The sequence below is a fragment of the Herbaspirillum frisingense genome, assembly GCF_047325095.1.
Classification (GTDB): domain Bacteria; phylum Pseudomonadota; class Gammaproteobacteria; order Burkholderiales; family Burkholderiaceae_D; genus Herbaspirillum; species Herbaspirillum frisingense.
This window is the reverse complement of sequence record NZ_CP168558.1, coordinates 3,273,985-3,285,733: the sequence shown is the minus strand read 5'-3', so window position 1 is coordinate 3,285,733 and position 11,749 is coordinate 3,273,985. Positions and strand designations below refer to the sequence as shown.

Annotated in this window: 9 protein-coding genes; 7 read left to right on the top strand and 2 right to left on the bottom strand. The window is 63.2% G+C overall.

Annotated features, from left to right (window positions below; genetic code table 11):
- Positions 1-91: 91 nt before the first annotated feature.
- The 7 genes from flgF to flgL all read left to right on the top strand — a co-directional run bounded on the left by flgF (position 92) and on the right by flgL (position 8,254).
- Positions 92-829 (top strand): flagellar basal-body rod protein FlgF, encoded by a 738-nt coding sequence (gene flgF, locus ACEOAC_RS15100; RefSeq protein ID WP_413444291.1) that lies wholly within the window; start codon positions 92-94, stop codon positions 827-829.
- 35 nt (positions 830-864) lie between these two features.
- Entirely contained in the window at positions 865-1,647 is a 783-nt protein-coding gene (gene flgG / locus ACEOAC_RS15095) for a flagellar basal-body rod protein FlgG (RefSeq protein ID WP_102662979.1), read from the top strand.
- Between the two features lie 70 nt (positions 1,648-1,717).
- Positions 1,718-2,377 carry a flagellar basal body L-ring protein FlgH gene (locus tag ACEOAC_RS15090; protein WP_006462677.1) on the top strand — a complete coding sequence of 220 codons (660 nt, stop codon included), beginning with the start codon at positions 1,718-1,720 and terminating at the stop codon, positions 2,375-2,377.
- A 71-nt stretch (positions 2,378-2,448) separates the two neighbouring features.
- Positions 2,449-3,552: a flagellar basal body P-ring protein FlgI gene (locus ACEOAC_RS15085; protein ID WP_413444290.1), complete on the top strand. Its 1,104-nt coding sequence runs from the start codon at positions 2,449-2,451 to the stop codon at positions 3,550-3,552.
- Positions 3,553-3,614: 62 nt separating this feature from the next.
- Entirely contained in the window at positions 3,615-4,589 is a 975-nt protein-coding gene (gene flgJ, locus ACEOAC_RS15080; protein ID WP_006462675.1) for a flagellar assembly peptidoglycan hydrolase FlgJ, read from the top strand.
- Positions 4,590-4,748: 159 nt separating this feature from the next.
- Positions 4,749-7,103 carry a flagellar hook-associated protein FlgK gene (flgK, locus tag ACEOAC_RS15075; protein ID WP_413444289.1) on the top strand — a complete coding sequence of 785 codons (2,355 nt, stop codon included), beginning with the start codon at positions 4,749-4,751 and terminating at the stop codon, positions 7,101-7,103.
- Positions 7,104-7,126: 23 nt separating this feature from the next.
- The gene (gene flgL / locus ACEOAC_RS15070) at positions 7,127-8,254 is read left to right on the top strand and encodes a flagellar hook-associated protein FlgL (RefSeq protein ID WP_413444288.1); all 1,128 of its coding nucleotides are present in this window, start codon (positions 7,127-7,129) and stop codon (positions 8,252-8,254) included.
- A 94-nt stretch (positions 8,255-8,348) separates the two neighbouring features.
- Here flgL and ACEOAC_RS15065 read toward each other — a convergent pair whose 3' ends face one another.
- Together ACEOAC_RS15065 and ACEOAC_RS15060 are read right to left on the bottom strand one after the other, a co-directional pair.
- The gene (locus ACEOAC_RS15065; protein ID WP_413628435.1) at positions 8,349-9,752 is read right to left on the bottom strand and encodes an efflux transporter outer membrane subunit; all 1,404 of its coding nucleotides are present in this window, start codon (positions 9,750-9,752) and stop codon (positions 8,349-8,351) included.
- A gap of 10 nt (positions 9,753-9,762) precedes the next feature.
- Positions 9,763-11,742 carry a MacB family efflux pump subunit gene (locus ACEOAC_RS15060; RefSeq protein ID WP_413628434.1) on the bottom strand — a complete coding sequence of 660 codons (1,980 nt, stop codon included), beginning with the start codon at positions 11,740-11,742 and terminating at the stop codon, positions 9,763-9,765.
- Between the last annotated feature and the right edge of the window lie 7 nt (positions 11,743-11,749).

The window sequence follows — 11,749 nt, the reverse complement described above, 5'->3', positions numbered from 1 at the left end:
TTGCGGCGTGCGTGCTGCAAGGTCGCCGGCGTCGCCGGCGGCCGGTTTCAACCGCTGGCGCCGGGGGATGGTGCCGCAAATAAGGGGTTTTATGGATCGTCTGGTCTATACAGCGATGTCGGGGGCAAAGCATACGCTGGAGCAGCAAGCTACTGCCAGCAACAATCTGGCCAACGCCACGACCACGGGTTTTCGCGCCCAATTGAATACCTTCCGCTCGGCACCGGTGGTGGGCGATGGCTTGCCCACGCGGGCCTTCGTGGTCGACTCGACCGCGGGCAGCGATTTTTCGCAGGGGCCGATCCAGGACACCGGACGTGCACTGGACGTCGCCATCCAGGGGCGGGGCTGGATCGCGGTGCAGACCGCCGATGGCGGCGAAGCCTATACCCGCAATGGCAGCTTCAAGATCAACGAGAACGGCATCCTGCAGACCCAGAATGGTCAGTCGGTGCAGGGCGACGGCGGTCCGATCACTATTCCGCCCGATACCACGGTGGCCATCGCCGCCGATGGCACGGTGTCGTCGATCCCGACCAATGGCATTCCCAATGCGGTCAACGTGCTGGGCCGCATCAAGCTGGTCAATCCGGACGAAAAGAACATGAAGCGCGGTGATGATGGCCTGTTCCGCACCATCACCGGTGCCGCCCAGCCGGACGCCAACGTGCGCCTGGCCAGCGGTGCCGTCGAAGGCAGCAACGTGAACGTGGTGGAGGCGATGGTCAACATGATCAATCTGTCGCGCCAGTTCGAGATGAACATGAAGGTGATCCAGACCGCCGAAAGCGATGCGACCAAGGCGACCCAGATTCTGTCCTTGTCCTGATAGCACAGCCCCTGCACTGATTACCGGAGAAATAAATGATTCGTTCCCTGTGGATTTCCAAGACCGGCCTGGATGCGCAACAGACGCAACTGGACGTGATTTCCAACAACCTGGCCAACGTCAGCACCAACGGCTTCAAGCGTTCGCGCGCCGTGTTCGAAGACCTGCTGTACCAGACCGTGCGTCAACCCGGCGCGCAGTCCTCGCAACAGACACAATTGCCCTCGGGGCTGCAGATCGGCACCGGCGTGCGTCCGGTCGCTACCGAGCGCATCTTCACCCAGGGTAATGTCAACCAGACCAACAATGACAAGGACCTGGCGATCCAGGGCAATGGTTTCTTCCAGATCCTGCTGCCCGACGGTACCACCGCCTACACCCGCGATGGCGCCTTCCAGACCGACAGCCAGGGCCAGCTGGTGACCTCCAGCGGCTACACCCTGCAGCCGCCGATCACCATTCCGCTCAACACCACCAAGCTCAGCGTGGGTCGTGACGGTACCGTCTCGATCATGCAGGCCGGTTCGACCGCGACCACGCAGATCGGCACCATCCAGGTGGCCACCTTCATCAACCCGGCTGGCCTGGAAAGCCGTGGCGAAAACCTGTACGTGGAAACCGCCGCTTCCGGCACTCCCAACCCGAATACCCCGGGTACCAACGGTGCCGGTGCCTTGTGGCAGGGCTATGTGGAAACCTCTAACGTGAACGTGGTGGAAGAGCTGGTCAACATGATCCAGACCCAGCGCGCCTACGAAATCAACAGCAAGGCCATCACCACATCCGACCAGATGCTGGCCAAGCTGTCGCAGCTGTAAGACCTGGCGGCGAGCCGGGGTGGCGTTGTTGAACAAGGTAGTCGGCAGTAGAAAGAAGGACGAGGCAGATATGAAGAACTTGCTGAAATTGGTTTCCATTGCGGGCGTATTGGCTGTGGCCGGTTGCACCACCGTGCCTGACAGCATCGTGACGGGTCCCAAGACGGCGCGTCCGCAGCCGGCTTCCTATGCGCCCCCGACCTCGGGTGCGATCTTCCAGTCGGCGGTCTATCGTCCGCTGCTGGAAGACCGCCGCGCGCGCCTGGTGGGTGACACCATCACCATCGTCATCAACGAAAAGACCAGTGCCGGCAAGTCCGCCGGCAGCTCGGCCAGCAAGACCGGCGCGGTGGCGTCGCCCGCGCCGACCATCTTCGGCACCTCGATCAAGGAACTGTCGGCCTCCGGCAGCTCTTCGGCCAAGTTCGAGGACAAGGGCGCTACCAATTCCAGCAATACCTTCACCGGCACCATCGGCGTGACGGTGGTGGAGGTGCTGCCCAACGGTAACCTGGTGGTCTCGGGCGAAAAGCAGGTGGCGCTGGACAAGGGCGTGGAGTACGTGCGCTTCTCCGGCACCATCAGCCCGGACAATATCCAGACCGGCAATACCGTCTCCTCGACCCTGGTGGCCGATGCCAAGGTCGAATACCGTACCAATACCCGCGTGGACATGGCTGACTTCATGTCCTCGCTGGGCCGATTCTTCTTCAGCGTTTCTCCTTTCTGATGTGGAGTAGTGCAATGACCCGGAAAGGATTTTTCGCGATGGATATCTTCAGATCAGGTAGCAGGCGGGCCATGGTGGCCGCCGCGGCCGTGGTCACCCTGTGCCTGGGCGTGGCGCTTCCGGCCCAGGCCGAGCGACTCAAGGACCTGGCCAGCATCCAGGGCGTGCGTCAGAACCAGTTGGTCGGTTACGGCCTGGTGGTCGGTCTGGACGGCAGTGGTGACCAGACCACCCAGACCCCCTTCACCGTGCAGAGCGTGATCAGCATGTTGCAGCAACTGGGCGTGAACGTGCCGTCCGGTACCAGCAGCAACATGCAGTTGAAGAACGTGGCCGCGGCCATGGTGACGGCCAACCTGCCGGCCTTCGCACAGCCCGGCCAGTTGATCGACGTGACCGTGTCGTCCATCGGCAATGCCAAGAGCATCCGCGGCGGCACCTTGCTGATGGCCCCGCTCAAGGGCGCCGACGGCCAGATCTATGCCATCGCCCAGGGCAACATCGTGGTCGGCGGTGCCGGTGCTTCGGCCGCCGGCAGCAGCACGACCATCAACCAGCTGTCGGCCGGCCGCATTTCCGGCGGTGCCACGGTCGAACGTGCAGTGCCCAGTTCGCTGGGTGGCGGCGACATGGTCGTGCTGGAACTGAACGACAACGATTTCTCTACCGCCGCCCGGGTGGTGGATGCGCTCAACAAGCGCTTTGGTACCGATACTGCCGTGGCACAGGACGGCCGCGTGATCCGCGTGCGCGCGCCGATCTCCAGCGGCGACCGGGTGGCCTTCCTGGGAGCGCTGGAAAACGTCGACGTGACGCCCGGCAAGCTGGCGGCCAAGGTCATCCTCAATGCGCGTACCGGTTCGGTGGTGATGAACCAGAGCGTCATGCTCGATACCTGCGCCGTCTCGCACGGCAATCTGTCGGTGGTGATCCAGGCTGACAATGCCGTGAGCCAGCCCAATGCGCTGGCCGGTGGTCAGACGGCCGGGGTGCAGAATGCGCAGGTCTCGATCAACAAGGAGCCGGGCAAGGTCATGCTGTTGAAGGGCGGTGCCTCGCTGTCCGATGTGGTCAAGGCACTCAATGCCATCGGCGCCACGCCCCAGGACTTGCTGGCGATCCTGCAGGCGATGAAGGCGGCAGGTTCCTTGCGCGCCGAACTCGAAGTGATCTAACGGTAACGGTAGCGGGACGGCATGGCCGATTCCATTACAAACGCTTTCATCCAAGGTAACCCATGCTCAACAAGATCAACCCATCCAATCCGACCGAGAATCTGGCCGTCGATGCGAATGGGCTGAATGGCCTGCGCGAAGCAGCCCGGCAGAATTCGCCGGAGGCCATCAAGGGGGCAGCCAAGCAGTTCGAGGCGCTGTTCCTGAACATGGTGATGAAGAGCATGCGCGACGCGACGCCGCAAAATGGCCCGTTCGATAACGAGCAGACCAAGATGTTCACCTCCATGCTGGACCAGCAGTTGAGCCAGAGCCTGGCACAGCGCGGCGTCGGGCTGGCCGATGTGCTGACCCGCCAGCTGTCGGCCTCGCTGCCCAAGAAGCTGCCGGATGCGCAGGACCTGGAGGGTACGACCATGCCGGGCGAGGAGGGCTTGCCCATGGGTATTCCGCTGGTCAAGGAAATGAGCGATGCCGACCGTGCCAAGTTCATCCAGAGTTTCGCCAGCCAACAGCAGGCCGAGAGTACCGACCAGGATGGTCGCAACGGCAAGCAGCGCCGCAACTCCAACAAGCCGGCCCATGTCGAGGCCTTCCAGAACCGCCTGCAGGCCGATGCCGAGATCGCTAGCAAGATGACCGGCATCCCGGCCAAGTTCATGCTGGCCCAGGCCGCGCTCGAAACCGGGTGGGGCAAGAAGGAAATCATCGCCCGCGATGGCCGTTCGGCGCACAACCTGTTTGGCATCAAGGCCACCGGTAACTGGACCGGCAAGGTGGTCGAGGCCACCACCATCGAATACATCAACGGCAAGCCGCAAAAGCGGGTGGAGAAATTCCGCGCGTATGATTCCTATGCGGACGCCTTCAAGGATTACGCCAACTTGCTGCGCAGCAATCCGCGCTACGAGAAGGTACTGGCCAGCGCCCAGGATGCCCATGGTTTCGCCTACGGCCTGCAGCGTGCCGGTTACGCCACCGATCCACATTACGCAGAGAAACTGTCGCGCATCATCCGCCAGTCGCTCTCGGCATAGGTTTCCCGCCGCTCATGACCTGGCCCGCGAGCGATTTCCCGGCGGCAAGCTCATCGGTGCCGGTCGGAAACAAATTCGATCGCAGCCATCTAAAGTTTTGGTCAATCCTGCCGTTGACTTGGTTATTCCGCTAAAAGCTTTCAGGGACGACAACCTAGCATGGCAACTAACATCTTCAGTATCGGGCAATCCGCGTTGCAGGCGGCTATGGCGGCTCAGGCCACCACCAGCCACAACATCTCCAACGCCACCACGCCCGGCTACAACCGCCAGGAAGTCGTGCAGAGCTCGGCCGGTGGCATCAACTACGGCTACGGCTTCGTCGGCCAGGGCACCCAGGTCACCGAGATCAAGCGTGTCTACAACGACTTCCTGACCAAGCAGGCACTGGCCTCGCAGACCTCGGCCAGCTCGCTGGATGCGTACTACTCCGAGATCTCGCAGATCAACAACATGGTGGCCGACACCAAGGCCGGCTTGTCGCCGTCCTTGCAGGATTTCTTTGCGGCGATCCAGAACCTGGCCTCCAATCCGAATACCCAGGCGTCGCGCCAGTCGGTGCTGTCGCAGGCTTCGAGCCTGGTGGCACGGGTGACCAGCATCAACGATCAGCTCTCGGCCAGCAGCGCCAGTGTCAACAGCCAGATCACCTCCACCGTCACCACGATCAACTCCTACGCGCAGCAGATCGCCCAGCTCAACAAGGCCATCGTCAGCGCCATCGGTACCGGTGGCGGTCAGCAGCCCAACGACCTGCTGGACCAGCGCGACCAGCTGGTGGCTGAACTCAACAAGTACGTCAAGATCACCACCGTGCCGCAGGATACCGGTGCCGTGAGCGTGTTCATCGGTACCGGCCAGTCGCTGGTGACCGGTGAGAACGTAACCCAGCTGGCGGTGACCAATTCGCCCACCGACGTGTCGCGCCTGCAGATCGGCCAGGTCACCACGGGCGGTACCACAAGCACCATCCCTGACAGCTTCTTCTATGACGGTGGCAGCCTCGGTGGCCTGCTCAAGTACCGCAGCGAAACGCTGGACCCGACCCAGAATGCGCTGGGCCGTATTGCAATTGCCCTGGGTACCGCCTTCAACCAGCAACAGCAGCTGGGCCTGGACCAGAACGGCAATCCCGGCACCAACATGTTCAATGTCAGTTCGCCCAACCTGATCGGTTATCCGACCAATACCGGCACCACTGACCTGAAGGCGACGATTACCGATCCGTCGGCCTTGAGCACCAGCGACTACACGCTGACCTACGACGGCACCAATTACACCTTCACCCGCCTGTCTGACAACACCAAGACCGTCAAGGCGGCGGGCGATTTCCCGGTGACGCTGGATGGGGTGACCTACTCCAACGGTGCGGCCGCGCCCGGTCCTTACGCGCCGGCCATCCCGAGCGGCAACATCTACAAGATCCAGCCGACCGCCAATGGCGCGGCCGGCTTCTCGCTGGCGCTGAACAACACGCAGCTGCTGGCCACGGCAGCGCCGATCTCGACCTCGATCAACGCCACCAACAACGTCAACGCCAGCACCGCGGCCACCAATACCGGCAATGCCCTCATCTCCAGCACCTCACTGGATCCGACCAAGTTCCAGCAGGGTTCGTCGGTGTCGTTTTCCGCCTCCTTGAGCACGCCTACACCTCCGGCCACACCGGTGACGCAGTTGTCGGCGGCCTGGTCCGGCGCATCGCCGGTGCCGGATGTCGTCTATTCCTATCCCGATGGCACCGGCGGTACGGCCACCGGCGGCGCGCCGTTCGCCTACCAGTCGGGCATGACCATCACTAGCGGCGGCGTGTCCTTCACGTTGACTGGCACGCCCAGCACAACGGGCACGGGTGACCAGTTCAACTTCGCGCCGGTTGCGGCCAACAAGGGCACGGCCACCATCAGCACCGGTTCGGTCACGCCGGCCTACCTGACCACCACGACGCCACTGACCAAGCCGACCACGCTGGAGTACGACGGCACCGCCACGCCGCCGAACTTTACGATTTCCCCGGCGGTTCCGGCCGGTGGCGGTACCATCACCCACAAGGATGGCACCACCACCACCATCGGTGCCGGTGTCACGGTTCTGCCTTACACGGCGGGGGATACCTACGAGATCAGCGGGGTATCGTTCCAGATTTCCGGCCAGCCGTCCGATGGCGACCAGTTCACCATCTCGGCCAACACCAATGCCGCCTCGGACAATCGCAACATGCTGGCCATGGGCAACCTGCAGACGGCCAAGACCATCAATGGCACCAACTTCCAAGGTTCGTACTCGCAGTTGGTGGCCACCATCGGCAACAAGACCAATGAGATCAATGTCACCAACACTGCCGAGAAGGCAAGGCTGACGGCGATCCAGACCCAGCAGCAATCCGAGTCCGGGGTCAACCAGGATGAGGAACTGGCGCAGATGATCCGCAACCAGCAGCAATACCAGGCGGCTGCCAAGATCATCCAGGCGGCCAGCGACATGATCAATGTGCTGCTCACCCTGGGCGGTTGAACAGTTAGATAGAGGAAGACGATATGCGTATTAGCACCCAGATGCTCTATCAGACGAGCAACAACGATCTGACCGCTTTGCAAAGCCAGATCCTGAAGCTGAACCAGCAGGTGACGGCGCAGCAGAAGGTCTTGCTGCCGTCGGACGATCCGGTGGCCGCCGCTCGCGCCCTGGACATGGCCCAGACTTCGGCGCTGAACGATCAGTACAAGACCAACCGGCAGAACGCCAACAGCGCACTGTCGAGCGTGCAGGGTACCCTGGACAGCCTGACCAACATGCTGACCAAGCTGAAGTCCAACGTGATCGCAGCCGGCAACGCCTCCTACTCCAATGCCGAACGCAGCAACATGGCTTCCGAGATCAAGGGCAACCTGAGCGAAGTGTTGGGCTATGCCAATGCCCAGGACGGCCAGGGCAACTACATCTTCGCGGGCTTCAAGAGCACGACCCAGCCGTTCACCCTGGATGGCAGCGGCGGCGTGACCTACAACGGTGACCAGGGCGCCATGACGCTTCAGGTCGATTCGACCCGCCAGATGGACATCAGCGCGTCTGGCCAGGCGATCTTCCAGGGCGGTGGTCAGGATATCTTCAAGACCATGACCAACCTGATCAATACGCTGTCGGTGCCGGTGACGGAGGCGGCCAACAAGGCCGACGAGACCGCGGCCAATAACTTTGAGTATCCTGCGGGTCAGTTTCCGATCCAGGATTACAAGACGCAGCAGGCAACCCTGGATGCGATGAAGCCCGATGATCCGGGCTACCAGGCCCAGTTCACCGCCACGGCCGCCGCCAAGCTCAAGGCCGACGCCGCCGATGCCGCGCGTACGCCGATCCCGGGCAGCCAGGCCGCACTGAACCGCAACCTGGCCGCGTTCAATACCCAGATCGATTCCATTTCCAGCAGCGTGTCCACTGCCAAGGCCTCTATCGGTGCACGCCAGAATGAACTGGACAACCTCGATGCTGCCGGTGAAGTCAACAAGGAAAACTATACCCAGACCATCAACAATCTGCTGGGCCGCAACCTGTCCGACACCAACGAGCTCATTAGTGAGTTTACGCTGAAGCAGACCTACCTGTCGGCGGCGCAGAAGGTGTTCGTCACCACCAGCGGCCTGACCCTGCTGAACTACCTGAAGTAATTTCTGATGCAGACCGTCTGCTTTCGGCAGCGGTCGCCAGCCAAAAGAAAGGCGAACCCGCGGGTTCGCCTTTTTTGCTTTGGCGCTGCGCTTGCTACTGCGCTGGCGGCATGGCGGGTGGGGTTGCCCTCGCGTCGCCGCCCAGAGCCTGGTATAGCGTCATCTGGTTCTTGAGCTGGTTCAGCCGCGTCTGGGCCAGTGAAGTCTCGGCGGTACGCCGTTTGTCCTGCTGATCCAGCCAGGCCTGCAAGGTGACCGAACCGGCGCGGTAACGTAGCTCGAACAGTCGCTCGGCGGCCTGCGCCACTTCCAGGTTGCGCACCAGCAGGGCTTGCTGGTTGGCATATTGCTGGCGTGCCGCGAGGGCATTTTCGACCTCGCTGAAGGCCGAATACAGGGTCTGACGGAAGTTGGTGACGGCGGTGTCATAGTCGGCCTGCGAGACGCCGACCTTGAGCTTCATCTGCGTCTGCTGCAGGAAGGGCAGGGTTAGTTGGGCGCCCAGCGTGGCCAAGGGATTCTGTACCAGACGCAGCAGGGCGTCACTGCTGGTACCGAGCGTGCCGGTGAGGTTCAGTTGCGGATAGAAGCCCAGTCGTGTGAGGTCGACATTGGCCAGCGAGCCGCGCAGGCGCAGTTCGGCAGCGCGCAGGTCCGGGCGGCGCCCCAGCGGGTCGGCCGGCAGGCCGGCTTCAAGCGCCGGCAGTGGCTGCTCAGGCAGGCTGGGCGGAAGCGTAAAGACCTGTCCCGGCGGGCTGTCGAAAAGAATCGCCAGGGCGTTGTCGTTTTCTACCCGCTGCCGTATCAGGTCGGTATAGCTGGACTGCTGGCTCAGCAGGTTCTGCTGCGCCGTCAGCACTTCCAGCGAAGAGACGGCGCCGGCACCGTATTGCGTGTTGACCAGTTCCAGCGTCTTGCGGGCGTAAGCTATGCTCTGCTCGGCGGTGCGGATGCGCTGGTTCAGGAAGGCGCCGGTCCAGTAAAGGCTCGCGGTGGTGCCGACCATGGTCAGCGCGGTGGCGGCGCGATCCTGTTCGGTCGCCAGCGCCTCCCAGCGGGCTGCGTCATAGTTGGCGCCCAGGCGGCCCCAGAGATCCACTTCATAAGACAGGGTGATCGAATTCTGGCTTTGGCGCGTGGTCGAGCGGTTGCCGCTCAGGGGCTTGCTGGCGCTGGTGCCGAGCTGCCCACCAAGCGCCGGGACGAAGGCATCGTCCGCCAGTCCGGCCACCAGTTGGGCGCGTCTTACCTTGATGGTGGCGGCAGCCAGATTATTGTTCTTGCGCAGGACTTCATCGATCAGGCGGGTCAGTTCGGCGTCGCCGAAACCTTGCCACCAGCGCTGGGCATCGACCGTGCCGGCCGCAGGCGCCTGTTGCCAGGCCGGCGGCGCCTGGGTCACCGGGGGCGCGTAGGGTGTGCGCGTCAGGGAACTGCAGCCGCCCAGCAGGGCCAGTGCCAGCAGCAGGGGAAGTGGGGAGAGAAGAGGCTTGGACATGGCTATGGAATCATTCGCGTGCAAGGGCATCCACCGGGTTCAGGCGCGCTGCATTGCGCGCCGGCAGGAAGCCGAAGACCACGCCGATCAGGGTGGAGCAGGCAAAGGCGCTGACGATGGAGGCGGTGGAATAGATCATCCGGAAGCTGCTGACGAAGTGCGCGAAGATGGCGCCGAAGGACAGTGCCAGCAACACCCCCAGCAGCCCGCCGGCCAGGCAGACCAGCACCGCCTCGATCAGGAACTGCTGCATGATGTCGGTCTGGCGCGCACCCACCGCCATGCGCACGCCGATCTCGCGGGTGCGCTCGGTGACCGACACCAGCATGATGTTCATCACCCCGATGCCACCCACCACCAGCGAGATCAGCGCGATCATCGACACCAGCAGGGTGAGGGTGGCGGTGGCCTTTTCGATGGTCTGGCGGATGCTGTCGGTGTTGAAGATGTAGAAGTCCTTGGTACGGTGACGCAGCGTCATCAGGCGCGTGATGCCTTCCTCGGCGGCGGCGCTGGGGACGTTGTCGCTCACCCGCACGGTGATGCCGCTCAGATAGCGTTGCCCGATCACCCGGCTCATCGCCGTGGTGTAGGGCACCCAGACGTTGAGCGCACTGTTGTTGCCGAACCCGTTCTCGCGCTTTTGCGTCACGCCGATCACGCGGCAGGGTACGCTGCCCAGGAAGATCACTTCGCCCAGGGCATTGCCACCGTTGGGGAAGAGCTTCTTGTAGGTATTGGCATCGATCACCACTTCCTGCGCATAGCGGCGGATGCTTTCGCCGTTGAAGCCCATGCCCTGCGCCATCTTCAAGCCGCGCACGCGGAAATACTGCTCGCCCACGCCGTTGATGGTGGCGGTCACCGAGATGTTGCCGTAGCGCGCCGAGGAGGCCGTGGCCACGCTGGGAGTGACGCTGTCGACGAAGTTCTGCTCGGCCAGGGCGGCCGCATCGGCCGGGGTGAGGGTGCGGATGGCGGCCGACTTCATGTCGCCGAAGTCGGTGCCGGGGAAGATGTCGATGGTATTGGTGCCCATGGCACTGATGTCGGAGAGGATCTGCTCGCGCGAGCCACTTCCCAGTGCCACCACCGAGACCACCGAGGCAATGCCGATGATGATGCCCAGCATGGTCAGGAAGCTGCGCAGGCGGTGCGCATTCATGGCCAGCAGTGACATGCGCAGCGCCTCGCCCAGACGGTCCAGCGTGGCGCGCCAGGGGCTGGCTTGCTGCTGGCGGTCGCTGCGTTGGCGGGAGGGGCTGCCGCTGCCGGTGGGCGTGGTGGCATCGGTCCCGGCCGGCAGATTGCGGCGGTCGGCGATGATCACGCCATCCTTGATCTCGATGATGCGCTGGGCATTGCTGGCCACCTGCATATCGTGGGTGACGATGATGATGGTGTGGCCTTCGGCATGCAGTTCCTTGAGGATGTTCATCACCTCGTGACCGCTGTGGCTGTCCAGGGCGCCGGTGGGTTCGTCGGCGAGGATGACGTCGCCGCCATTCATCAAGGCGCGCGCGATGGACACGCGCTGCTGCTGCCCCCCCGACAATTGCCCCGGCTTGTGGTGGCTGCGTTCGGCCAGGCCCAGGCGGGCCAGCAGTTGTGCGGCCCGCTGGCGTCGTTGCGCCGGGTCCAGACCGGCATAGACCGAGGGCACTTCAACGTTGGAGGTAGCGTCCAGGTCCGAGAGCAGGTGGTAGCGCTGGAAGATGAAGCCGAAATGCTCGCGCCGCAATTGCGCCAGTTCGTCGGCATCGAGCTTGCCGGTCTCGCGCCCGGCCACCAGGTAGCTGCCGGCACTGGGCTTGTCCAGGCAGCCGAGGATGTTCATCAGGGTCGACTTGCCGGAGCCGGAGGCGCCGACGATGGCCACCAGCTCGCCGGCCTCGATGTCGAGGTTGACGTCATTGAGCACGGTGATGCTGTCGTCACCGGCCGGGAAATCGCGGCGCAGGCCGCGCAGCTGCAGCAGGGCTGTGGTCATGGCGGCC

Excerpts from the sequence above, each read along its gene's own strand:
- flgL (WP_413444288.1), top strand. The coding sequence starts at position 7,127 with ATGCGTATTAGCACCCAGATGCTCTATCAGACGAGCAACAACGATCTG.
- flgF (WP_413444291.1), top strand. The coding sequence starts at position 92 with ATGGATCGTCTGGTCTATACAGCGATGTCGGGGGCAAAGCATACGCTG.
- flgJ (WP_006462675.1), top strand. The coding sequence starts at position 3,615 with ATGCTCAACAAGATCAACCCATCCAATCCGACCGAGAATCTGGCCGTC.
- ACEOAC_RS15065 (WP_413628435.1), bottom strand. The coding sequence starts at position 9,752 with ATGTCCAAGCCTCTTCTCTCCCCACTTCCCCTGCTGCTGGCACTGGCC.
- ACEOAC_RS15085 (WP_413444290.1), top strand. The coding sequence starts at position 2,449 with ATGGTGGCCGCCGCGGCCGTGGTCACCCTGTGCCTGGGCGTGGCGCTT.
- flgG (WP_102662979.1), top strand. The coding sequence starts at position 865 with ATGATTCGTTCCCTGTGGATTTCCAAGACCGGCCTGGATGCGCAACAG.
- ACEOAC_RS15090 (WP_006462677.1), top strand. The coding sequence starts at position 1,718 with ATGAAGAACTTGCTGAAATTGGTTTCCATTGCGGGCGTATTGGCTGTG.
- flgK (WP_413444289.1), top strand. The coding sequence starts at position 4,749 with ATGGCAACTAACATCTTCAGTATCGGGCAATCCGCGTTGCAGGCGGCT.
- ACEOAC_RS15060 (WP_413628434.1), bottom strand. The coding sequence starts at position 11,742 with ATGACCACAGCCCTGCTGCAGCTGCGCGGCCTGCGCCGCGATTTCCCG.